This window comes from Stenotrophomonas sp. CFBP 13718, assembly GCF_014842145.1.
GTDB lineage: Bacteria > Pseudomonadota > Gammaproteobacteria > Xanthomonadales > Xanthomonadaceae > Stenotrophomonas.
On the sequence record NZ_JACYVC010000005.1, the window covers coordinates 106,530 to 129,585 of the forward strand.

A 23,056-nucleotide genomic window follows, 5' to 3' on the forward strand; every position below is an offset into this window, starting at 1 on the left:
GCTGTTGGCAAGCACGGGGGCCTCGATGGGCGCGCTGCTGCTCTGGACCGCGTTGCTGCCTTCGGCGGCCGCGGCGCCGGGGCAGGGCGGCTATGCCGGCGAGGTGGTGCGCTGCCAGTCCCGCGATCTGGAGTGGAAGCATTGCGATATGGACGTCAGCGGAGGCGTTGAACTGGTCCGCCAGCTGTCTGACAACGCGTGCGTGCGCGGCAGCGAGTGGGGCACCGATCGTTCAGGTGTGTGGGTCACCCTCGGCTGCCGGGGCGAGTTCCGCGCGCGCGGTAACGCAGCGCCTGCGGTCGAAGGGGCCGCGCCCAAACTGGTGCGCCGCGTCGTGCGTTGCGAATCCAACGGCCGCCCGCAGAGCTGCCCGGTGCGTCTGGAAGGGGCGCCGGTGCGCCTGCTGCGGCAGAACTCGCGCATGCCTTGCCGCGAAGGCCACAGCTGGGGCTACCGGCGCAACGAAATCTGGACCACCCGTGGCTGTGAGGGCGACTTCGAGATCGGCGCGGAAGACGGCGGCGGCTTCGTCGACGTGCCGCGCCGGTTGACCTGCGAATCCAAGGACCGGCGCAAACGCTTCTGCGGGGCCACCATCAGCACCGGCGCGAACATGGTCCGCCAGCTGTCCGGCAGCCCCTGCGTGGAAGGCCGCAGCTGGGGGTGGGACAAGCGCGGGGTGTGGGTGGACGATGGCTGCCGCGCCGAGTTCTCGGTGAACTGAGCGCGCATTACAATGGGCGCATGAACGCGCCTACCGATATCGATTACGCCCGCTACGACCACATCCGTCCGATCCTGTGGACCGGCGATGCCCTGCAACTGCTGGATCAGCGCAAGCTGCCCTTCGTGGTGGAGCACGTGGCCTGCACCACCAGCGACGACGTCGCCGCGGCGATCCATGCGCTGACCGTGCGCGGCGCACCCGCCATCGGCATCGCCGCCGCGTGGGGCGTCGTGCTTGCCGCCCGCGAGGTGGACGCCGACGACGGCGCGCAGGCGCTGATGAAGCTGGAGCCTGCACTGCAACGCCTCAATGCGTCGCGGCCGACAGCGGTCAACCTCGCGTGGGCCCTGGCCCGCATGCGGCGCGTGCTGGCCGTAGCCGATGGCCAGTGGAAGCAGGTGCTGGAGGCTGAAGCCGAAGCGATCGCCACCGAAGACCTCGCGGCCAACCGCCACATGGGGGCATTGGGTGCCGGCCTGATCGAGCCCGGCAGCGGCGTGCTGACCCATTGCAACACCGGTTCGCTGGCCACGGCCGGCTTCGGTACGGCCCTCGGGGTGATTCGTGCCGGCATGGCGCAGGAGCGCATCGCGCGCGTGTTCGCCGGTGAAACACGGCCATGGCTGCAGGGCGCCCGGCTGACGGTGTGGGAACTCCAGCAGGACGGTATCGATGCCACCCTCATCGCCGATTCGGCCGCCTCGCACCTGATGAAAACCGGTGCGGTGCAGTGGGTGATCGTGGGTGCAGACCGCATCTGTGCCAACGGTGATACGGCCAACAAGATCGGCACCTATCAGCTGGCGATCGCCGCGCGCCACCACGGCGTCAAATTCATGGTGGTGGCACCGTCCTCGACGGTCGACATGGATACCGCTGATGGCACCGAGATCGAGATCGAGCAGCGTGACCCGGGTGAGCTGTACGGTGTCGGTGGCACCCGCACGGTGGCAGAGGGCATCGCCGCCTGGAACCCGGTGTTCGATGTCACGCCGGGTGAGCTGATCGATGCCATCGTCACCGAGCGCGGCGTCATTCTGGCCCCGTCGGTGGCGAGCATGCAGGCCGCTTTCAGCTGCTGATGGGCCGAGCTCGCTCCGATCACCGCGAACCGGTCCCTAAGTTGCTGATTTCTTCGGGTAAAAACCGGCTGAACAGGGGCGGAAAAGCCTGCGTTGTGGTAGACTCCGTCAGTTAATCGAGATTCCGTCGCTGCCGCTCCGCAAGGGCTGGCGCGACGGACTGGACCGCTACCAGACAACGGAACCCGAATGGCAGAATCCGCCAAGGAAATCATCCAGGTAAATCTGGAAGACGAGATGCGCAAGAGCTACCTCGATTACGCGATGAGCGTGATCGTGGGGCGCGCATTGCCTGATGCGCGCGACGGCCTCAAGCCCGTGCATCGCCGTGTGCTGTTCGCGATGAATGAGTTGAACGCGCACAGCAACAAGCCTTACTTCAAGTCGGCCCGTATCGTCGGTGACGTCATCGGTAAGTACCATCCGCATGGCGATCAGTCGGTGTACGACACGCTGGTGCGCATGGCACAGCCGTTCTCGCTGCGCTACATGCTGGTCGATGGCCAAGGCAACTTCGGTTCCGTCGACGGCGACTCCGCCGCGGCCATGCGTTACACCGAAGCCCGCATGTCCAAGCTCACCCATGAACTCATGGCTGACCTGGACAAGGAAACGGTCAATTTCCAGCCCAACTACGACGAAAAGGAACTCGAACCGACGGTCATGCCGACCCGGTTCCCGAACCTGCTGGTCAATGGCTCGGCCGGTATCGCCGTGGGCATGGCGACCAACATCCCGCCGCACAATCTCACCGAGTCCATCAACGCCTGCATAGCGTTGATCGATAATCCGGAGATCGATGTCGACGGGTTGATGGAGTACATCCCGGGCCCGGATTTCCCCACCGCCGGCATCGTCAACGGCACGGCCGGCATCATCGCCGGCTACCGTACCGGGCGTGGCCGCGTGCGCATCCGCGCCAAGGCGGCCGTGGAAGTGGCCGACAACGGCCGCGAATCCATCATCGTCACTGAAATCCCGTACCAGGTGAACAAGGCGCGTCTGATCGAGAAGATCGCCGAGCTGGTCAAGGAAAAGAAACTCGAAGGCATCAGCGAACTGCGCGATGAGTCCGACAAGGACGGCATGCGCATCTTCATCGAGATCAAGCGCGGCGAGTCGGCGGAAGTTGTGTTGAACAACCTCTACCAGCAGACCCAGATGGAATCGGTGTTCGGCATCAACATGGTGGCGCTGGTCGACGGCCGTCCGCAGTTGATGAACCTCAAGCAGATGCTCGAGGCGTTCGTCCGCCATCGCCGTGAAGTGGTCACCCGCCGCACCGTGTTCGAGCTGCGCAAGGCGCGCGCCCGTGCCCATGTGCTGGAAGGCTTGACCGTTGCACTGGCCAACATCGACGAGATGATCGAGCTGATCAAGAGCTCGGCCAACCCGAACGAAGCCCGCGAGCGCATGCTGACGCGCGTGTGGGATCCGGGCCTGGTGGGTTCGCTGCTGGGCGCTGCCGGCGCCGAAGCATCGCGCCCGGAAGACCTGCCCAAGGGCGTGGGCCTGATCGAAGGCGGCTACCAGCTGACCGAGATCCAGGCGACGCAGATCCTGGAAATGCGCCTGCACCGCCTGACCGGGCTGGAGCAGGACAGGCTGACCGACGAGTACAAGCAACTGCTGGAAGTGATCGCCGGGCTGATCCATATCCTGGAGAATCCGGACCGCCTGCTGGAGGTCATCCGCGAAGAGCTGATCAACGTGCGCGAAGAGTTCGGCGACGAACGACGCACCGAAATCCGCCACAGCGAAGAAGACCTGGACATCCTCGACCTCATAGCGCCGGAAGACGTGGTGGTCACGCTGTCCCATGCCGGCTACGCCAAGCGCCAGCCGGTCAGTGCGTACCGTGCACAGCGCCGTGGCGGCCGTGGCCGCAGTGCCGCGTCGACGAAAGAAGAGGATTTCATCGAGCAGCTCTGGCTGGTCAACACCCATGACACGCTGTTGACCTTCACCAGCGCGGGCAAGGTGTTCTGGCTGCCGGTGCACCAGTTGCCGGAGGCCGGTTCCAATGCCCGTGGCCGCCCGATCATCAACTGGATTCCGCTGGAGCCGGGTGAACGCGTGCAGGCCGTATTGCCGGTGCGCGAGTACACCGAAGGTCAGTTCGTGTTCTTCGCCACCCGCAACGGTACGGTTAAGAAAACGCCGCTCAGTGAGTTCGCGTTCCGTCTTGCGCGCGGCAAGATCGCCATCAACCTCGACGAGGGCGATGCCCTGGTCGGCGTCGGGTTGACCGACGGTGTGCGGGACATCCTGCTGTTCGCATCGAATGGCAAGACCGTGCGCTTCGGTGAAGACAAGGTCCGCTCGATGGGCCGCACCGCCACCGGCGTGCGCGGCATCAAGATGCCCAAGGGCGAGGAAGTCGTCAGCCTGATCGTCGCAGAGAGTGCCGGCGGCGTTGAGGAAGAGATCGAGGACGACAGCACCGTCGAAGACACCAGCGTGGAAAGCGCAGACGTCGTGGTCGACGTCGGTGACGAGGCCGGCATGCAGTTCATCCTGACCGCCACCGAGAACGGCTACGGCAAGCGCACCCCGCTGCCGGAGTATCCGCGCAAGGGTCGCGGCACGCAGGGCGTGATCGGCATCCAGACCAGTGAACGCAACGGCAAGCTGGTCGCTGCGGTGCTGATGGGACCGGCCGACGAAGTGCTGCTGATCTCCGACGGCGGTACCCTGGTGCGTACGCGCGGCTCGGAAATCAGCCGTGTCGGCCGCAACACCCAGGGTGTCACCCTGATCCGTCTGTCGAAGGAAGAGAAACTGCAGGCCGTCGAGCGGATGGATGCCTTCATCGAAGCGGAGGAGCTGGACGTGGCGGTCGACACCCCCACCGAAGCGCCCACTGCCCCGGTGCCAGGCGACGAGCCACCGCAGGAGTGATGATCGAAGAACGCCGGCCGCAAGCCGGCGTTTTTCGTTATACCGGCCGCATGTAGACGGTAGAGCCGACTTCAGTCGGCTGCCGTCCGCAGGAAACCCAACCGCAGCAGGTAGAGCCGACTTCAGTCGGCTGCCGTTCGCCGGAAACCCAACGCAGCAGGTAGAGCCGACTTCAGTCGGCTGCCGTCCGCAGGAAGCCCAACCGCAGCAGGTAGAGCCGACTTCAGTCGGCTGCCGTTCGCCGACTAGTGAACCAGCCGACTGAAGTCGGCTCTACCCCCCGCCGTCGCCACTCACGGTGCATCTCTCACCCCACTTACCGCTGTGCCCCGATTCCGTGCACGCCCGGTGCTGCCCACCATGGACAGCATGTCCAGCCCACGCCTCCACCTCGGTCGCCACTCCTCGCTCGGCAACGTCTACGCCGTCACCACAATCTGTCGCCACCGCGCGCCGCTGTTCCTTGAGCCCGCCAACCCGGCCATCATCAGGGAGGTCATCGCGTCTCTCGACGTCCGAGGCGTCACCAGCACGTTCGCATGGGTCGCCATGCCAGACCATCTGCACTGGCTCTTCCAACTGCAGCAGGGATCGCTGGCGCAGTGCATGCAATCCATGAAAGGGCGGAGCAGTCTGCAGATCAATCGGCAGAGAGGCGGGGGCGGCGCGATCTGGCAACCGGGATATCACGACCACGCCGTCCGGGCAGACGCATCGTTGCACAAGCACGCCCGCTACATCCTGGCCAACCCCATCCGCGCAGGTCTCGCCACCACCCTCGGCGAATACCTGCACACCTGGTGCCGATGGACGCTCGAAGAAATAGACGACTCCCAGGCACCCGTAATGTGACCGCAGCAGGTAGAGCCGGCTTCAGCCGGCTACCGTTCGCGCGGTGTCACGCAAGCCGACTGAAGTCGGCTCTACCCCTCCGCCAGCCGAAGCGGTAGAGCCGGCTTCAGCCGGCTGCCGTTGGCGCCTAGGTCGGTACCCGCACCATCTTCTTCAGCAGATGCTCCAAGACCCCCTGCGGGTCGGCGGTACGGCCGACATGCGTGCTCGACATCTGCACCACTGAGCTGCGTTTTGCCGTCAGAAAGTGGAAACGGGCCCGGGCCGGAAGTTGTGCGATCGGTCCGGCATTGGCGTCGCCGCGGCAGATGGCCACGATGGCGTCCAACCACGGCTGCAGGTCCTGAAGTTCCAGCGTCGGTGCGAATGCACGCAAGCGCGCCGGATCGATCTCGATTGCGGCTTCCAGGTGCTGGGCGCCGGGGCAGGACACGATCACGCCGACGTTGATGAACTCCTCGCGGTCGACCCGGGGTACCACGCGGATCACCGCGTAGTCATATGTGTGCAGCGTGGGCACGGATGGCCTCCTGGACGAAGGCGGCGCGGACGCGCAGGCGATGGACGAAATAATCGACGTAAGCTTGTCGGTACATCGCCGGGGTCGGGAAAGCCGGCTCGTTGACCAGCCAGGCATCGGGCACCAAGGCCACGATGCGCTCGATCTCATGCGGCGGCAGGCGCGCCGCCAACGCCTCGTCAACATCGGCAATGCATGAGGCAAACGGTAACAGCACGTGGTCACGGATCAGCACGAACGGCTTCGTGCAGGCTTCACCCGCACTGTCCCAGTCGTGGTGGAAGTACATCGCTGCACCGTGGTCGATCAGGTACAGCTTGCGATGCCAGACCATCAGGTTGGGATTGCGCGCAGTACGATCCACGTTGCTGGTGAACGCATCGAACCAGACGATGCGCGAAGCCAGATCCGCCTCGACGGGCATGGCCGCAGGATCGTAATTGATGGCCCCGGGAAGATAATCACTGCCCAGATTCAGGCCCTCACTGGCCCGTATCAGTTCCTGGATTTCCGGATCGGGTTCGGTGCGGGCGAACTCGCGGTCCAGCTCGACGAACAGGATCTCCGGTATAGGCAGGTCCAGCGTTCTGGCAAGCTCGCCAGCAATCAGTTCGGCAATGAGCGCCTTGGGGCCTTGCCCGGCACCGCGGAACTTGAGTACCACCATCCCGTCATCGTCGGTCTCGACGATGGCAGGCAGCGATCCCCCTTCGCGCAGCGGGGTGACGTAACGCAGGGCGTGCACGGTGCGCACGGCAGCTTCCTTGGGCGGGGGACCGCAAGATTACCGCAAGGGCGATGATCCAAGCATGCCCAGGTAGCGCCGAGCCGTGCTCGGCGGAGTGGGCGGAGGGAACGGGGTGTGAGCAGCCGACTAACGTCGGCTCTACGCTGTCATGCACGGCGGTTCGGCAGCAGGGCGGCGACGATGCCGAGCAGCGGTAGGAAGGAGATCAGCTGGTACACGTGCACGATACCGGTGTGGTCGGCCAGCACGCCGAGCACGGCGGCGCCCAATCCGCCCATGCCGAAGGCGAATCCGAAGAACAAGCCGGACACGGTGCCGATGCGATGCGGCATCAGTTCCTGGGCATACACCAGGATCGCCGAGAACGCAGAAGACAGCACAAAGCCGATGATCACCGCCAGCACGCCGGTCCATGCCAGGTCCACATACGGCAGGGCGAGGGCGAACGGCGCCACGCCGAGGATGGAGGCCCAGATCACCGGCTTGCGGCCGATGCGGTCGCCCACCGGACCGCCGATCAAGGTGCCTGCAGCAGACGCCAGCAGGAAGGCGAACAGATGCATCTGTGCGCTCTGCACGGACACATGGAACTTCTGTATCAGGAAGAACGTGTAGTAGCTGCTCAGGCCGGCGATGTAGAAGTACTTGCTGAAGATCAGCACCAGCAGGATGCCGATCACCCAGTGCACCGTGCGGGCAGGAAGCACCTCCGCCGATGCGGCAGGGTCTGCGGAACGCGGCCGCTGTGGTTCCGCTGCCACGCTGGCCAAGTGCTGTTGATACCACCGGCTGACATAGGTCAGCAGTGCGATGCCGATCAGCGCTGCGCCGGCAAACCACGCCACATTGGTACGTCCGTTGGGGACGATCACCGCCGCCGCCAGCAACGGACCGATCGCGGTGCCGGTGTTGCCGCCGACCTGGAACACCGACTGTGACAGGCCATGCCGACCACCAGAAGCCAGGCGTGCGATGCGCGAGGATTCAGGGTGGAAGATCGCCGACCCGATACCCACCAACATGGCAGCTGCCAGCACCAGCGTGAAGCTGGGGGCATAGGCCAACAACAGCAGACCACAGAGCGTGGACACCATGCCGAGGGGCAGGGAGTAGGGGGCGGGACGACGGTCCGTGCGCAGCCCGATGAGCGGTTGGAACAGCGACGCAGTCAGCTGGTATGTGAGGGTGATCAGGCCGATCTGGGCGAAGCTGAGATGGAACTGCCCCTTCAGGATCGGATACAGCGCCAGGATCAGCGACTGCATCATGTCGTTGACCAGATGCGAGCCGGTGATCGCGGCAAGGACGCCGCCGACCAAGCGACGGCGCGGTGCAGCGACGGAGGATGACAAGGAAGGGGTGGTGCTGGACATGGGCGCGCTGCATCAGCGGGGGGAGCCGCATGGTAAAGTCGCCGCCGAAGTCCCTCCCGCGCGATATGGTCATGGATCATCGAGAAAAGGACAGCTCGGCGCCCGCCGGTCAGGGACGTCCCCTGCCGATAGGCCTGTCCACGGCAGTATCCTGCCGGGCGCGCAACTATCAGGCCGATACCCTCATCCCGCTGCACCATCACCCGGATCGGCACCAACTGGTCTATGCCGAAAGCGGCGTGCTGGTGGTGCATGCCGGCACGGGTCGTTGGGTGGTGCCCAGCACGCGCGCGATCTGGATGCCTGCCGGCGTCGGGCATCGGGTCGATTGCCTGGGGCCGGTGCGCATGCGCAGCCTGTACATCGCGCCCCAGGCGATGCCGCATGCTGCCGGCGAGGCGTCCACCGTGTCGATCACCCCCTTGTTGGCCGCGCTGATCCACGCCGCGGTCGAGGTGCCCCAGCCCTACGCGCCGGATTCCCGTGACGGCCGGCTCATGCAGTTGATCATTGATGAATTGCAGACCCTTCCCGTGCTGCCGCTGCACCTGCCCGAACCCCGCGATCCACGCCTGCGGCGCATTGCACGCCACTGGGAGCGCACGCCCCACGATGTCTCGACCCTGCAGGACTGGGCGCAGCGCCTGCAGATCGACGTCAAGACCATCCAGCGTCTGTGCGCGCGCGAGTTGGGCATGACGTTCGGGCAGTGGCGGCAGCAGGCGCGCCTTCTGCGTGCGTTGGAACGGCTGGCGCAGGGCGGCAAGGTGATCGATGTCGCCTTGGCGTTGGGGTATGACAGCCCCAGTGCGTTTGCCAGCATGTTCAAGAAGCGGTTCGGCCTCAGTCCGAGCCAGTTTTTTCGCTGACGCATTACCGCCGTTGGTAGAGCCGGCTTCAGCCGGCGCCGCTATTGGTAGAGCCGGCTTCAGCCGGCTGGCTCGGTGCAGCCGACTGAAGTCGGCTCTACCCGGGTGGGGTCGGTGCAGCGTTTGGTAGAGCCGCTTCAGCCGGCTGGTTCAGTGCAGCCGACTGAAGTCGGCTCTACCCGGGCAGGGCCGGTGCAGCGTTTGGTAGAGCCGGCTTCAGCCGGCTGGTTCAGTGCAGCCGACTGAAGTCGGCTCTACCCGGGCAGGGCCGGTGCAGCGTTTGGTAGAGCCGGCTTCAGCCGGCTGGTTCAGTGCAGCCGACTGAAGTCGGCTCTACCCGGGCAGGGCCGGTGCAGCGTTTGGTAGAGCCGGCTTCAGCCGGCTGGTTCAGTGCAGCCGACTGAAGTCGGCTCTACCCGTGAGCTCTACCCGTCGGCTGCCGGGGTGTGGGCCCGGATGTGGTCTATCAGTGCGCGCAGCTTCGCCGGCGGATTGTGGCGGCTTGGAAAATACAGAAAGAAGCCCGGGAAGGGCGGCAGGTATTCGTCCAGCATCGTCACCAGTTCGCCGCGCGCGATGTACGGGGCGAAGGTTTCTTCCATGCCGAAGGTGATGCCCCCGCCGGACAGCGCGGTACGGACCATCAGCAACATGTCGTTGGTGGTCAGCTGCGGGGATACGGTGACGTCGAACGCGCGGCCGCCCTCGGCGAACTCCCAGCGATAGGGCGCTGCTTCCGGCGCGGGTCGCCAGCCGATGCAGCGGTGGCGGGAGAGCTCGCCGGGATGCGTGGGAACGCCATGCTCCGCGACATAGCCGGGCGAGGCGACGACGACCTCGCGCTGTGGACCGGTAAGCGCGATGGCCACCATGTCCTGTTCGATCACCTCACCCAGCCGCACACCCGCATCGAAGCCGGCCGCCACGATGTCCGATGGCGCGTCGGTGACGGTGACATCCAGCGTGATGCCGGGATGCGTCTGCAGGAAGTCGGATATCAGCGGCCCGGACAGGAAGCGCTCGGCGATGGAGGTCACTGCAACGCGCAGCAGGCCGCGTGGCTCACCCACACTGGCGGCATCTTCGAGTGCCGAGGCAACAAGGTTCAAGGGCGCGGCGATCTGGCCGAGCAGGCGCTCGCCGGCTTCGGTCAGCCGCACGCTGCGGGTCGAGCGCTGCACCAGCGCGATGCCCAGGCCGTCCTCCAGTCGCCGGATGCCTTGGCTCACCGCAGAGCGGGTCACGCCCAGGCGGTCAGCCGCCGCACGGAAGTTGCCGCCCTCGGCAACGGCAAGGAACAGGCGCAGCAGGTTGAGATCGGTGTCCATTGGTTACCGATACTAACCACTCTGTCCAGCGGGCGGGGAGTTCTCTGGACACTGACACGCTCGTAAGGTGGCTGCTCTTCCACGAAGTCACCACAGGAGTTCGCCATGAACCAGATTCAGGACAAGATCGTGCTCATCACCGGGGCCAGCAGCGGGATCGGCGAGGCCACCGCGCGGCTGCTTGCGCAGCAGGGCGCTACGGTGGTGCTGGGGGCGCGCCGCATCGATCGGTTGCAGGCACTGGTGACCGAGATCCAGGCTGCCGGCGGAACCGCGATGGCGCTGGCGCTGGATGTCACCGATCGAACGCAGACGGCGGATTTCGTCCAGCGTGCCGTGGAGACCTACGGGCGGGTGGACGTGATCATCAACAACGCAGGGGTCATGCCGCTGTCCCCGCTGGCGTCGTTGAAGCTGGATGAGTGGGATCGCATGATCGACGTCAACATCCGCGGGGTCCTGCACGGGATCGCAGCGGTGCTGCCGCAGATGCAGGCGCAGGGCCATGGGCAGGTGATCAACATTGCCTCCATCGGGGCGCATGCGGTGTCACCGACGGCGGCGGTCTACTGCGCAACCAAGTACGCGGTCTGGGCGATCTCCGAGGGGCTGCGGCAGGAGAGTCCGTCGATACGGGTGACCACCATCAGCCCGGGGGTCACCACGTCCGAACTGGCGGACAGTATTTCCGATGCGCAGGGCCGCGAGGAAATGAAGGCGTTCCGCGCGACGGCGATCCCGGCCGAGGCAGTGGCACGTGCGATCGCGTTTGCGGTGGCGCAGCCGGCTGATGTGGATACCAGTGAGATCATCGTCCGTCCGACCGCCAGCCCGCATTGATTTCCGCACGGACGCTGTGAGGAACCGAGACCCGCAGCCCGCACGAAATGGAGGCCGCAGCCCTGGTAGCGCCGAGCCATGCTCGGCGGAATGCGGGACGGCGAGCGCGCCAACAGCAGCCGACTGAAGTCGGCTCTACCAAGCGATCAATCCACCGCCCCGTCAATCCACCGCGCGATCAATCCACCGCGCGATCAATCCACCGCGCGATCAATTCACCGCGCGATCAACCCACCGCACGATCCACACCTCACGCAGGCACTTCGGCGTCGGCGGAAATCAGTTTTTCTTTCTTCAGTTCCGCCCAGAAATCCGCCGGGATGGCGATCGACATCGACGCGACGTTCGCGCGGACCTGCTCGGGCGTCCGTGCACCGGGGACGATGCACGAGACCACCGACGGCGCGTCGGCAAATTGCAGCGCCGCCGTGCGCAGGTCGATGCCATGGCGCTCGCAGATCGCGGCGATCTTGGCGCGCTTGGCCGGCGCCCACTCCGGGATCGGGCTGCCGTACAGATAGCGCTCGCGGCCGGTCAGGTAGCCCGCCAGCAGCGGTGAGCCCACCATCACCGAAACGCCTTTTTCAGCGAGCTTCGGGAAGGTGTCGCGCAGGGTGGTTTCGTGCTCCAGCAGTGAATACTGGCAGGCCAACAGCATGATGTCTGGATCCGATTCGGCCACCGCGCGCAGTGCAGGCTGCGGCCGGTTCACCCCGAACCCCCAGCCTTTGATCAAGCCTTCCTCACGCATCTTCGACAGTTCCGGCATGGCGCCGCGCAGTGCTTCGGCAAAGCGCTGTTCCCACGGCATGCCGAGGTCTTTTTCGTTTTCCGGCGACAGGTCATGGATGAACACGATATCCAACTGCGATACGCCCAGCCGGTTGAGGCTGTCTTCCACGGAACGCCGTGCGCCGTCTGCGGAATAGTCGTAGCGATAACGGAACGGCGCCGGATCGTGCCAGTTGGTTTTCTGCAGGGGGCCGGCCGTGCCCGTGAGCAGGCGACCGACCTTGCTGCTGAGGGTGTACTGATCGGCGGGGTGCAGGTGCAGTTCATTGCCCATGCGCCGCTCGCTCAGGCCCAGCCCATACCAGGGCGAGGTGTCGAACAGGCGAACGCCGGAGGCCCACGCCGCCGCCATGGTGGCCTGCGCTGCGTCACGGGTAGTGGGTGCCAGGCTGCCACCCAAGGGCGCACCGCCGAGTCCCATGCGGGTCGGCGGACGGTAGCGGCCACCCGTGGGCTGCGGTCGCGCAACCGGGCTGCCGCCGCTGCGGAGTGTGCCACGTGTGGGCAGCACGCTGCCCGGTGCCGGTGACTGCGCGAACAACGGCGAGGCCGCCATGACCGCCGCGCTGGCCGCGGCAAGGGAAAGAAACTGACGTCGTGAGTTCACTGGGGTCTCCTGGAGGGGAAGGCGTGCAGGGCGCTCGCAAGCCACACGACCTTATCGCGGCACCGTGTCAACGCAGCGGGAACGGCCATCGCCGACGCCCGTTCCGCCGGGGGCGAGCGATTCCTGCAAGTGCGCTGCCAGCGCGCTGCCTAGGCTTTTCCCATGCAACGGAGGGGAGAGTGCGATGCAGGGTGCAGGCAAAGAAACAGGCAGCGATACCGGTCTCGAACTGCCTGCCTGGCAGCAGGTGGCACGGGAAGAAATCCGCCAGCGGCTGGCGGATGCTGATTTCCCGTGTCTGTTCGCGCGCAAGGCGTGGCGGGCCGGTTCCATCTGGTTCCAGTTCTGCGAGCGCGATCGCTACGTTGCCGCGCGTGAAGCACTGGCCGCCTACACCGACATGGTCAAGACGGTCGCCATCGAGGAGCGTCTCTATCGGCCGCTGTGCCTGGTCTTCCGCAGCGAAGAAGGCGAGCAGCCAATGGACCAGCATGCGGCGGCGTGGCAGCTGCTGGAATGGCTGCATCGCTACGATCCGCAGGCATGGCCGGCGAAAGTGCCCGATGACACCGACGACCCGGCCTGGAGTTTCTGCTTCAACGGCGTGCCGTTGTTCGTCAACATCAGCTCGGCCGCCCATGTGCAACTGAGGAGTCGCAACCTGGGCCGATGCCTGGTGCTGGTGGTCAATCCGCGCGAGAACTTCGACGTGGTCGCCAGCGCAGCCTCGCCGCATGGGCGAGCGTTGCGCGCGCGGATCCGTGATCGCGTGGAGTGCTACAACCAGGCGCCTGCGCCGGCGAGCCTGGGATTCCATGGCGAACCGGCCAACCGCGAATGGATGCAGTACCAACTGGACGAGCCAGGACTGGAGGCGCCTGCGTGCTGCCCATTCTCCACGCAGCGCAGGCGCCTGCGATGATCGGACTCGATCTGAACCTGTTGCTGCTTTACATCGTGACGGTCACGGTGATGATCGCGCTGCCCGGCCCGGTGATGATCCTGGTGGTCAGTGCGGGACTGTCCGGCGGGCCGCGGCGCGCGTTGTCGACCATCGCCGGTACCAATGCGGCCTCGCTGCTGCTGATCGCGCTGTCGGCGCTCATGGTCCAGGGTCTGCTGGCCATCGATGAGGCGTACTTCAACGGCATCAAACTGCTGGGGGCGCTGTACATCGGCTACGTCGGCTGGGGGCTGCTGCGCGCGGTCCCCTTCGAAGGCCGGCCGCAGGCAGGTGGCGGTGTCGGCGGCTTCGGCAAAGGCTTCATGGTCGCCATCGCCAACCCCAAGGACATCATCTTCTTATCCTCGTTCTTCCCGCAGTTCATCGGCATCATGCCGCAGCCGGCACTCAGCCTCGTGGTGTTGACACTGCTCTGGGTGGTGCTTGATTTCGCAACGCTGATGGTGATGTTCCAGCTGGTGCGTCGACTGCTGCGCCCGGTGCTGCAGCGTGCGCTGCTGCGGTGCTCGGGCGTGCTGCTGATCGTTGTGGCACTGGTGGGGGTGGTGCTTGCCGGGCGCGCGTTCTGGAGCGCGTCGGGATGACGGTCAAGCGGCCGTCCCGGCGATGCGTCATCGCACTTAACCACCGCGCCCTGCGGCAGCTCGCCCAGCCAGAGCGGAATGCGAAAGCGCATCCGCACGCAAGCAGTTTTACTGAAACTCGTGAAATCAGGTGCGCTCCCCCCCGTGTTTCCGATCTCCCCTGTTGGCGGCCGCTCCATCTTGCGAGAGCCCTCTCCACCGGGCGCGCCCGTGACTGCGACCGCCCCCGGCCCGCTCCCGCTGCGAGCAGTTGGCAATGGAGGTGCCATGCAGGCCTCGCCCGTGCGCTCTTCCGATCCGGCGCGGGAGGACTGGAGCAAACGGCTTCCTGCGGTGTGGGAGGCGAGGCAGGCAAGCGCCACAGGTCGCACCTCGGATCCATCGCGCCTGCAACAGATTGTTCTCGGTCTCGGAGACGATGATGTCTGGCGCGGCATGAGTTCGCGCCTGGACGAAGCGACGATGGCGCGGTATGCCGATGCGTTGAGAGGCCTCGTTGCCGCGGTCAGCGCACTGCCAACCAGCGTGTGCAAGGCGTATCCGGGTCTGCCAGGCTTCACGCGCCATCACGCGGTCAAGTCATTGCTGGAGTCCAGAACAGATGTGCCCGTACCCCCAAAGGTGCTCGTGAGCATCATGGCGTGGCAGCAGTCCGTCATCGGTGAGTTGTACGCCGCACTTTTCTCCGGTGGCGTGCTTGACTGGGATACGACATGGTTCGACTTCGGCCTGGATCACGACAGTGTCGCCACCGGTGCCATACGCACGGAGCTGTGGGCCGCAATGGTCGTGGGGCCGACTTATTCCAGCATCGAACACGGCGCGGTGGTCTCGCCTGACCAGTTCGACGGTCCGCTTGTGCAGCGACTGCGGGGCGAAGAATCGGCTGAACAGGTAAGCGCTGCAATGCACATCCATGACACTGCATTCAAAAAATGGATTTCATGTGCGGCCGAGACGTTGCGACGTGGCGGAACCCTGTCGTCGGAACATGTCCTACCGTTGAACAGGGACAGCGGCGGATGTGCCCATGCTGGCATCCGGTAACGCTGCGCAATGCGCGTGGAGACCTGACAGCCATCATGGTCGTGGCCGCGAGGGCCGCGAACATGGCGCGGCCCCACCCATCTTCGTTACAGCGTCAGTGCGCCAGCAGGCGCGCGTAAAGTGCGGCACCGTAATGCGGTGGATGCTGGGGTGCCTGCAGGGTGAAGTGCGGGCTGGCAGCGTGCAGCGCGGTCGAGAAAGGACGCATCAACGCATCGCCGGCACTGAATGCACCGCCCGACCAGGACAGCGGCACCGGCTCGCCGGCCTGAAAGTCCAGGCTGATGCGCAGCGCGTCGGCGATGGCAGCCAACTCGTGCCCGGCCCGCTCGAAGATCGAGGCGGCCACCGGGTCGCCTGCCTGTGCTGCGCGCGACACCAGCGGCGACAGCTGCGCCAACTCACCCCGTGAGCCGTGGCCCTCGCCGTATACATGCGCGCAGATGTCCAGGTCATGCTCGCCCAGCTGGAAGTGCTCACGCAGGATGCCGTGCAGCGGCCCGCGCGGCAGGCGGCCATCACTCATCCGCGAGAACGCATTGAGCCCCTGCACGGCAATCCAGTACGCCGACCCTTCATCGGAAAACGCTTCTCCCCAGCCGCCGGCACGTGCAGAGGCCGCACCGCGACGTCCGTAGCCCATCGAGCCCGTGCCGGCGATGATGTTGATGCCGTCGGCGCAGGCCAACGACCCCGCCCAGCCACAGACCATGTCGTTGTCGCAGCTGTAACGTGCGTGACCCAGCACGTCCCCGGGTATCGATTGCAGCCGGGCCGTGGCGCGGCTGTCTTCGCCGTACGCAGGCAGGCCGAAGAACGCCTGGCGGATGGCCTCGCGTCCTGCACCAATCTGCGTCAGGACCTGCTCGATGCCTTCAGCAAGAATCGCACGCACGCCGTCCAGCCCCACCTGCGGGTGATACGTCGTCCCCAGCTGCGCCTCGGCCAGCAGCGTGGCCTGCGCATCGATCAGGGCGAAGCGGGTCTTGGTGCCGCCACCGTCCACGCCCAGGTACAGCGCGCCACTCATGCGTCCAACGCGTACAACTGCACGCCCTGTACCACGCGGTTGACGATGCCGGCCGGGTTCGGATTGTCCGGCGTCACCCCGCGCGCCAGCGAATGCAGGAACGCGTAGATCTGCGCCGCGGCGACATAAGGCCACAGGAGCTCGACATCGTGTGCGTCCTGCAGCCCGTGCACCGCCAGCGTATCGGCGGCGGCCGCATCGCGCGGCTGGGCGGAGATCTCGATCACCCGCGCCGCACAGCCGTCGCGGCGCAGTTCGTCGATCAGGTCGTGGTCGTAGCGCCGCGTGTGCGGATCGTTGGACACGAACACCACTACCAGCGTGGAATTGGTGACGAAGGTCTTCGGGCCATGGCGGAATCCCAGCGGTGAGTCATAGCACGTGACCACGGCCCCGTTGGTCAGCTCGCCGAGCTTCAGCGTGGCTTCGCGCGCCAGGCCCTGCAGCAGCCCGCTGCCCAGATACACCACGCGATCATGGCGGGCTTCGGCCAAGGTGTGGAGCAGGGGCAGGGCGGTGTCGATCACCTGCGCGGTGGCTGCCGCAATGGCGTCGACGCGACCGCCGCGCACGCTGGCAGGCACCAGCGCGGCCAGCGTGGCGTACATCATGCAGCTGAAACTGGAGGTCATCGCAAAGCTGGTGTCGTGCGTCTGCTCGGGCAGCAGCAGGGTCATCGAGCGGGCCACGGGCACCCGCGCCAACGCGCCGGTGGGATTGCAGGTCACCACCAGATGGTGCACCTCATTGACCAGCGATTCGGCCAGCTCGACCGCTGCCAGACTTTCCGGACTGTTGCCGGAACGCCCGAAGGACACCAGCAGCAGGCGCTGGGTCGGGTCCAGGTACAGGCGCGGTGCACAGACGATGTCGGTGGTCGGTACGGCGTCCACGCGTGCGGCCAGCTGGCGGTCCAGCAGCGGTGCAAGGCATTGGCCGATGTACGCCGATGTGCCCGCACCGGTCAGCACGACGCGCGCGGACGGGTCATCGATCAGGGGCCCGACGAACGCGCGCAGCTGATCGGCCATCGTCGCCACCAGGGCATCGGTGGCCTGCAGCATGTCCGGTTGCTGGGCGATCTCGCGCGCGGTCCACAGTGCACCGTTCGCTTCCAGCGTCGGTTCGGGGAAACCGAGAATGTCAGGTGAGGTCATGGTTCGTGCATGCATGGTGGTAGTCATCGAGGACAGCGCTGATATGGGCCATGGCCAGGGACTGCGGATCGAACGTTGCCGTTCCGTTGCGCACCGCGTTCAAGGCATGGGGAAGGTACTGGCCGATGAGCGGCATCGGCGGCGGGTCGGCCCGCAGGTTGTCGAACAGCTGCACCCGCGCCGCTTCGATCTGCGGGTCAGGCCAGTAGTAGCGGATGCGGTCGCTGAGGCTGTACTGCAGATCGGTGGACAGGGCACGGCCTTCGCCGTGGTAATAGCGCTGCCAATAACCGGGTGCATCCTGCATGCGGCGCAGGGTGACCTCGCGCAGCCGCGCGCGCTGGTCATCGGCGATCCATTCGCGCTCGATGGCATCGAGTCCCCACAGTGCTTCGCGCAGGGCGAATGTCAGGCCCGGACCCACCTTCAGGATCGCGAAGTGATCACGCACCAGCGCGGCCAGCGCATCGCGGGTCTGGTAGTCGGTGGAATGCGCTTCGAAGACCAGTCCCGGCACCGTGGTGACCGACTGGCTGAGCGCCTGTGCCTTGCTGCTGTCGTAGTCGATGACGTCGTGGTGGTCGAACTCCACGCCCGGTTGCACCACCGAGGCCAGCACGCGCAGCCACGCCTCGCCCAGGCCGGCGGCCTCGAAGGCGACGCGATGCGCCTGGATGGTGGCCAACGCGGCATCGGCAGTGGTCACCGCCAGGCCTTCGATGGACTCAGTGGCGCCGCCGGGCACGGGCACTTCGGTGCCGATCACATACACCGGCGCCTCGCCACCGGCCTGCTGCCACGCGGCCTCCGCACCACGGCACAGGCGTACGGCACGCCTTACGATCTCGGCTTCCGGCAACGGCTCCGGATCGCCACTGCAGGCCATCGAGCAATCCAGGTGGATCTTGCGGAAGCCGGCAGCGACGTACTCACCGACCATCACCTCGGCCTTGTCCATCGCGGCCGCCGCGTCCAGCGACGTCCACGGATTGGGACCCAGATGATCGCCACCGAGCACGATGCGGCCGGCGTCGAAACCCACGCGCTCGGCGATGTCATGCACGAAGCGCACGAAGTCCGCCGGTCGCATGCCGGTATAGCCGCCATCCTGGTTGACCTGGTTGCAGGTCGCCTCGAACAGCAGCAGATCCTGACCGGTGCGCTGCGCGTGGCGCAGGCTGGCCTCGATGACCAAGGGATGGGCCGAGCAGATCGAGGTCACGCCGATGGCGTGGCCTTGCCGATGCCGCGCGACCAGGTCGAGCAGAACGTGCATGGGGAGTCCTGTCAGGGGAGGGGGGAAGGCGGTGTCTGGCGCTCGGGTTCGAGCACCAGCAGCAGCGATGCGATCAGGGCGAGGACCAGGCCGACCGTCTTCAGCGGGCCCGGCACGACGCTGGCGAACAGCAGCGACAGCACGGCCGTCACCAGCGGTGCGCCTGCGTTGCTCAGCGGCGCCACCACCATGGCCTTGCCGTAGCGGAAGGCAAAGACCAGGGTGAGCGCGCCGATCGCGTTGAGGATCTGGATGCCGGCGGTCATCCACGGCCCGGTCAGGCCCCAGTTGATCGGTTGCGAAAAGTCGGTCATCGCCAAGGCCACCGGTGCCAGCAGCAGCGCGCCGAGCGTCATGTAGGCAAAGATGCTCTCCGCCCGCACCGTGTCGTTGGCCAGCTTCATGAAATAGGCCTGCAGGCCCCACGCCAGCATGATCAGCAGGGATTGCACGAACCAGCCCAGGCCGGCTTCGCCGCGCCCGAAAGATAGATCCAGCAGCGGCAGCGCCACCAGGGCCAGCACGATGCCCAGCGTGCCCTGCCAGCCGGTGCGCTCGCGCAGCAGCAGGAAAGACAGCGCAATGGTCACCACCGGCGACAGCGAAATCACCGGGAACACGAAGTACGCAGGACCGATGGTCAGCGTGTGGAACAGCAGCATCTGCCCACCAGCACCGAGCAGGCCGATGATCAGGCCGTAGCCGATCGCCCGCTTCGAGCGCTCCAGCTGCCAGCCGCCGCGCCATAGGATGTACAGCGCCGGCGGCACCATGGTCAGCGCCCAGACGCAGTACACCAGCGTATCCGGGAAGCCATGCGCAGCAGATAGCGGGGACAGCGCGCCCCACACACCCCACAGGGCCACCGTGGCCAGCGCGAATCCCAACCAGGGGCGACGGCGCGCGGGCGGGGCAGCCATCACGACGGCCTCGGCACTCATGCGCGGGTACCGGCAGGGGTGGCCTGCAGCATCAGGAAGCGCTCGAACCGCGCGGGCAGGCGGGCCACGGTGCCGCCGTCCACCTCGCCCAGATCGGTGTCGTTGAACAGGTCGCGTACCGCCCAACGGCCGGCCGGCAGTCCACGCAGCTCGACCTTGCCGTCCCAGCGGGGCGCATAAAAGGTGTAGTAGCGAGCTCCGTCCTTGGCGATGGCATGCGCTTCGGGCTTGTCGAAGCCGATGTCGTACAGCGTGCCCAGGTACTCGCCCTTGGGCAGCATGTGCGTGTTGTACAGGCCCACCCACCGACGCCACAGCGCTTCGCGCTCGTCGGTCAGCACGAAGCCACCGGGCGGAAGGGGGACCGAGGGATGATCGGTGTCCTTCGGCCAGGTGAACTTGCTGGAGATCACCGCGCCGATGCCCACGCTGGAAGCGAAGTCATCGCGGTTGTCGGACAGCTCCACATGGTCACCGGCGTAGCTGCTGCGGTCGCCGATCAGCGCCTTGATGGATTTACCCTTGCTGCGCACCTGCCACGACGACAGCGGATCCGACGACGGAAACTGGTCGGTGGCCGGCAGGTTGTGGAAGGCGAATGCGGTGCCGCAGGGGCACAGCTCGACGACGGCATCGGGGTTCGCATCGTGCGCCGCGCGGTAGATCGCATCCCAGAATTTCGCCAGGCCGACCACGGAATCCTGCGGGCTGGCGTGCTTGTGTGCCGGATTGAAGCAGGGCGCAACGGCATTGAGATGCTGGCCATCCAGCTTGATGCCCTCGAAGCCCCAGTCGGCGATCGCCTTGCGGGTCAGTTCGACATAGAAATCGATGGTCGGCTGGTAAGCCGGGCACTGGGTCAACGCGTTCCACCAGGTGACGGTCTGGAAGGCGCCTTCCTTGTCCAGCAGCAGCATGTCGACATGGTCGTGCAGCACGTCGCTGCCCGGATCGGCGGCCAACGGGGCCAGCCACAGGCGCGGACGCATGCCGTGGCGGCGTACCTCCGCGGTGAACGCGCGCATGTCCGCATCGCCGCGCGGGAACTTGCGCAGGTCGATCTTCCAGTCGCCTTCGTTGGTCTGCCACCCGTCATCCAGTACCGCCCATTCGAAGCCGAGCTCCTTCGCCTTCGGCAGCGTGGCGAAGATCTGCTCCACGCTGAAGTCGCGCTCGTAGCCCCATGCACACCAGATCGGCGCGAACGCCGAATCGGGCGGACGCGGGCCTTCGATGCCTTCGCCGCGCATGAAGACCTGGTACTGCTGCAGGGGCGCGTAGAAATCGCCTTCGTGCACGGCCAGCAGGGTCCGCTCGGTCACCAGTTCCTGGCCCGGTGCCAAGGTGACGGCCTGCGGTGATTCGATGGCGATGGCCGCACCCTTCGCAGTGCGCTTGACCGGCATGTCCAGTGGGCGCGGGACGGGCTCGACATGGCCAACGGCCAGGCCGACATCGCGGCGCCAGATATTGGCAACCGGCGTGCCGCCGCCGTAGTCCGATGAATCCATGGACAGCGTGTTGCGCTGGTCGAAGCCCGCATCCATCGGCTGCACCCAGTCGCGGCGATCGGTGTGGGTGGCACCGGAAAAACTCCAGAAACCGCCCGGCGCCTCGTCCAGCTGGTACGCGCTGTTGCGCCAACCGGTCACGGCCAGCGGCGCGCTGCCGATGTTGCGGTAACGCACCTGCAGCAGGGCCAGACCGGGCTGCTGGTCAAAACTGCTCACCGCAACCTGCTTCTCCACCCCGTCGCGGGAGCGGCCGGTGAAGACCACCTGCTTGCCGGAGCCATGACGGGGGTCATCCAGCACATGCGCCTGCTGATCCGCCAGTGCAAAGTCGACGATCTCGGTGTCGGCCAGCAGCAGCGCTTCACTGGGCTGCCAGCCGGTCAGGGGCTTGCCGTTGCGGGAAACGCGGGTATGCATGCGCTTGTCGAAGGCAAGGCTCAGCACGGCATCGCCGGCGGCCTGATCCGTCGAACGGGGAGCCATCGCGGCGCGCGCCCAAGGGGCTGCACTCCACGCCATGCTGCCTGCCACGCTTCCGGCAATCAGCTTCAATGCGGTACGGCGTCCAATCGGTGGCATAACGTCATTCCGAGTAACGATGAGGGGCATTCTGCGCACGCGCCAAACGTTGATGCAAGCGTTTTGTTGCGATATGGTTCGATTAAGTTTCGTTTCCTAACAGCGGAGTGCGTCATGGCAGTGAAACAGCAGGTGTTGGCCCTTGGAGTGGCGCTGGCGGCCATCAGTCTCGCGGCCTGCTCGCCGTCACCCGGGGCCGGCAAGACCGCTGCGTCGGTGCCCGCACCGAGCGCTGACGCCGTCACGACGAACACTACGCCCTATGCGATGGCCGACTTTGCCACCGTGCGCAAATTCGATGCCCATGTGCACGCCAACGACCGTGATACCTCCCTGTTGCAGCAGGCGCGCGCGGACAACTTCGAGGTGCTGTCGATCAATGTCGATTACCCGGACTTCCCCAGCCTGCAGGATCAGCATGCGATCGCCGTCGCGCAGGCGAAGCAGGATCCCGCGCACTTCCACTGGGCGACCACATTCTCGATGAAGGGCTATGGCAGCGAGGGCTGGCTGCAGCAGGTCAACACGGGGCTGGACCGCGACATCGCCGAGGGCGCGCGGGCAGTCAAGGTCTGGAAGAACATCGGCATGGTGGAGAAGGATGCGCAGGGCAGGGCGATCATGCTCGACGACCCAGGCCTTGCACCGGTGGCCGAGCATGTGCGCGCGCTGGGTGTGCCGTTGATCGCGCACCAGGGCGAGCCGTACAACTGCTGGCTGCCGCTGGACAAGATGACCACCAACAACGACCGCGAGTACTTTGCCAAGCACCCGCAGTACCACATGTTCCTGCATCCGGAGCAGCCTTCGCACGCCGACCTGATGGCGGTGCGCGACCGCTTCGTCGCCGCGCATCCGCAGTTGCGGGTGATCGGGGCGCACATGGCCAGCCTGGAATACGACGTGGATGTGCTGGCCGGCTTTCTTGACCGGTTTCCGAACGCAACGGTTGATCTGGCTGCACGCATGAGCCAGGTGCAGTATCAGTCCAATGCAGACCGCGCGAAGGTGCGCGACTTCTTCATCCGCTACCAGGACCGGTTGCTCTACGGCACCGATCTGACCCAGTCACCGGGCGCGGATACGGCACAGTTCAAGGCGGAAACGCATGCGGTGTGGCAATCAGACTGGCGCTACCTGGCCACTGACGAAACCCAGCACATCGACGTGCTGGCCGCCGATGTCGCCGGACTGGCGCTGCCGCGTACGGTGATCGACAAGGTGTACTACGGCAACGCAGCACGCGAGTTCAAGCTGTAACGGCGGGCCCAGGAATCCGGGTGACGCCGCGCGGTGCTCGGCCCTGACGGGCGACCGGTGAATGG

Annotated in this window: 20 protein-coding genes; 10 read left to right on the forward strand and 10 right to left on the reverse strand. The window is 66.0% G+C overall.

Features of this window, described 5'->3' with window-relative positions:
• The first annotated feature begins 25 nt into the window (after positions 1 to 25).
• The 4 genes from IFT58_RS10010 (at position 26) to IFT58_RS10025 (ending at position 5,562) form a co-directional block, all read left to right on the forward strand.
• A complete protein-coding gene (locus IFT58_RS10010; protein WP_188327241.1) occupies positions 26 to 724 on the forward strand; it encodes a DUF3011 domain-containing protein in 699 nt (232 codons plus the stop codon).
• Positions 725 to 744: 20 nt separating this feature from the next.
• Entirely contained in the window at positions 745 to 1,809 is a 1,065-nt protein-coding gene (mtnA, locus tag IFT58_RS10015; protein ID WP_192094627.1) for an S-methyl-5-thioribose-1-phosphate isomerase, read from the forward strand.
• A gap of 189 nt (positions 1,810 to 1,998) precedes the next feature.
• Positions 1,999 to 4,710, forward strand: coding sequence for a DNA gyrase subunit A (gyrA, locus tag IFT58_RS10020; protein ID WP_192094629.1), 2,712 nt, complete (start codon positions 1,999 to 2,001; stop codon positions 4,708 to 4,710).
• A gap of 360 nt (positions 4,711 to 5,070) precedes the next feature.
• Positions 5,071 to 5,562, forward strand: a complete 492-nt coding sequence (locus IFT58_RS10025) for a transposase (RefSeq protein WP_342029552.1) — start codon at positions 5,071 to 5,073, stop codon at positions 5,560 to 5,562.
• A gap of 127 nt (positions 5,563 to 5,689) precedes the next feature.
• Here IFT58_RS10025 and IFT58_RS10030 read toward each other — a convergent pair whose 3' ends face one another.
• The 3 genes from IFT58_RS10030 to IFT58_RS10040 form a co-directional block, all read right to left on the reverse strand.
• Positions 5,690 to 6,082 carry a DUF3037 domain-containing protein gene (locus tag IFT58_RS10030; protein ID WP_192094631.1) on the reverse strand — a complete coding sequence of 131 codons (393 nt, stop codon included), beginning with the start codon at positions 6,080 to 6,082 and terminating at the stop codon, positions 5,690 to 5,692.
• A complete protein-coding gene (locus tag IFT58_RS10035) occupies positions 6,060 to 6,836 on the reverse strand; it encodes a HipA family kinase (protein WP_192094633.1) in 777 nt (258 codons plus the stop codon). The genes IFT58_RS10030 and IFT58_RS10035 overlap by 23 nt, the downstream gene beginning before the upstream one ends.
• Positions 6,837 to 6,976: 140 nt before the next feature.
• Positions 6,977 to 8,203 (reverse strand): MFS transporter, encoded by a 1,227-nt coding sequence (locus IFT58_RS10040; protein WP_192094635.1) that lies wholly within the window; start codon positions 8,201 to 8,203, stop codon positions 6,977 to 6,979.
• A gap of 71 nt (positions 8,204 to 8,274) precedes the next feature.
• Here IFT58_RS10040 and IFT58_RS10045 point away from each other — a divergent pair, with 71 nt between their 5' ends.
• Complete coding sequence (locus tag IFT58_RS10045; protein ID WP_192094637.1) at positions 8,275 to 9,072, forward strand: helix-turn-helix transcriptional regulator; 798 nt, start codon at positions 8,275 to 8,277, stop codon at positions 9,070 to 9,072.
• A gap of 425 nt (positions 9,073 to 9,497) precedes the next feature.
• Here IFT58_RS10045 and IFT58_RS10050 read toward each other — a convergent pair whose 3' ends face one another.
• Positions 9,498 to 10,400 (reverse strand): LysR family transcriptional regulator, encoded by a 903-nt coding sequence (locus IFT58_RS10050; protein WP_192094639.1) that lies wholly within the window; start codon positions 10,398 to 10,400, stop codon positions 9,498 to 9,500.
• 105 nt (positions 10,401 to 10,505) lie between these two features.
• Here IFT58_RS10050 and IFT58_RS10055 point away from each other — a divergent pair, with 105 nt between their 5' ends.
• On the forward strand, positions 10,506 to 11,240 hold the full coding sequence (locus tag IFT58_RS10055) for an SDR family oxidoreductase (RefSeq protein WP_192094641.1): 735 nt from the start codon (positions 10,506 to 10,508) through the stop codon (positions 11,238 to 11,240).
• A 250-nt stretch (positions 11,241 to 11,490) separates the two neighbouring features.
• Here the strand turns inward: IFT58_RS10055 and IFT58_RS10060 are convergent, their stop codons facing one another.
• On the reverse strand, positions 11,491 to 12,639 hold the full coding sequence (locus IFT58_RS10060) for an aldo/keto reductase (protein ID WP_192094643.1): 1,149 nt from the start codon (positions 12,637 to 12,639) through the stop codon (positions 11,491 to 11,493).
• A gap of 184 nt (positions 12,640 to 12,823) precedes the next feature.
• On the opposite strand from IFT58_RS10060, the gene IFT58_RS10065 reads away from it, so the two are divergent.
• The 3 genes from IFT58_RS10065 (at position 12,824) to IFT58_RS10075 (ending at position 15,234) form a co-directional block, all read left to right on the forward strand.
• Positions 12,824 to 13,561: a YqcI/YcgG family protein gene (locus tag IFT58_RS10065; RefSeq protein ID WP_192094645.1), complete on the forward strand. Its 738-nt coding sequence runs from the start codon at positions 12,824 to 12,826 to the stop codon at positions 13,559 to 13,561.
• The gene (locus IFT58_RS10070; RefSeq protein ID WP_192094647.1) at positions 13,558 to 14,187 is read left to right on the forward strand and encodes a LysE family translocator; all 630 of its coding nucleotides are present in this window, start codon (positions 13,558 to 13,560) and stop codon (positions 14,185 to 14,187) included. Before IFT58_RS10065 ends, IFT58_RS10070 begins: the two co-directional genes overlap by 4 nt.
• Positions 14,188 to 14,454: 267 nt before the next feature.
• Complete coding sequence (locus IFT58_RS10075; RefSeq protein WP_192094649.1) at positions 14,455 to 15,234, forward strand: hypothetical protein; 780 nt, start codon at positions 14,455 to 14,457, stop codon at positions 15,232 to 15,234.
• 94 nt (positions 15,235 to 15,328) lie between these two features.
• Here the strand turns inward: IFT58_RS10075 and IFT58_RS10080 are convergent, their stop codons facing one another.
• The 5 genes from IFT58_RS10080 to IFT58_RS10100 are packed head-to-tail and all read right to left on the reverse strand — an operon-like array spanning position 15,329 to position 21,731.
• A complete protein-coding gene (locus tag IFT58_RS10080) occupies positions 15,329 to 16,264 on the reverse strand; it encodes a BadF/BadG/BcrA/BcrD ATPase family protein (protein ID WP_192094651.1) in 936 nt (311 codons plus the stop codon).
• Positions 16,261 to 17,421 carry an SIS domain-containing protein gene (locus IFT58_RS10085; RefSeq protein WP_192094653.1) on the reverse strand — a complete coding sequence of 387 codons (1,161 nt, stop codon included), beginning with the start codon at positions 17,419 to 17,421 and terminating at the stop codon, positions 16,261 to 16,263. Before IFT58_RS10085 ends, IFT58_RS10080 begins: the two co-directional genes overlap by 4 nt.
• Complete coding sequence (locus IFT58_RS10090) at positions 17,408 to 18,697, reverse strand: D-tagatose-bisphosphate aldolase, class II, non-catalytic subunit (protein ID WP_192094655.1); 1,290 nt, start codon at positions 18,695 to 18,697, stop codon at positions 17,408 to 17,410. The genes IFT58_RS10085 and IFT58_RS10090 overlap by 14 nt, the downstream gene beginning before the upstream one ends.
• 11 nt (positions 18,698 to 18,708) lie before the next feature.
• Positions 18,709 to 19,638, reverse strand: coding sequence for a DMT family transporter (locus IFT58_RS10095; protein WP_223203008.1), 930 nt, complete (start codon positions 19,636 to 19,638; stop codon positions 18,709 to 18,711).
• A complete protein-coding gene (locus IFT58_RS10100; RefSeq protein ID WP_192094657.1) occupies positions 19,635 to 21,731 on the reverse strand; it encodes a glycoside hydrolase family 36 protein in 2,097 nt (698 codons plus the stop codon). The genes IFT58_RS10095 and IFT58_RS10100 overlap by 4 nt, the downstream gene beginning before the upstream one ends.
• A gap of 114 nt (positions 21,732 to 21,845) precedes the next feature.
• On the opposite strand from IFT58_RS10100, the gene IFT58_RS10105 reads away from it, so the two are divergent.
• Positions 21,846 to 22,991, forward strand: coding sequence for an amidohydrolase family protein (locus tag IFT58_RS10105; RefSeq protein WP_192094659.1), 1,146 nt, complete (start codon positions 21,846 to 21,848; stop codon positions 22,989 to 22,991).
• Positions 22,992 to 23,056 lie beyond the last annotated feature (65 nt).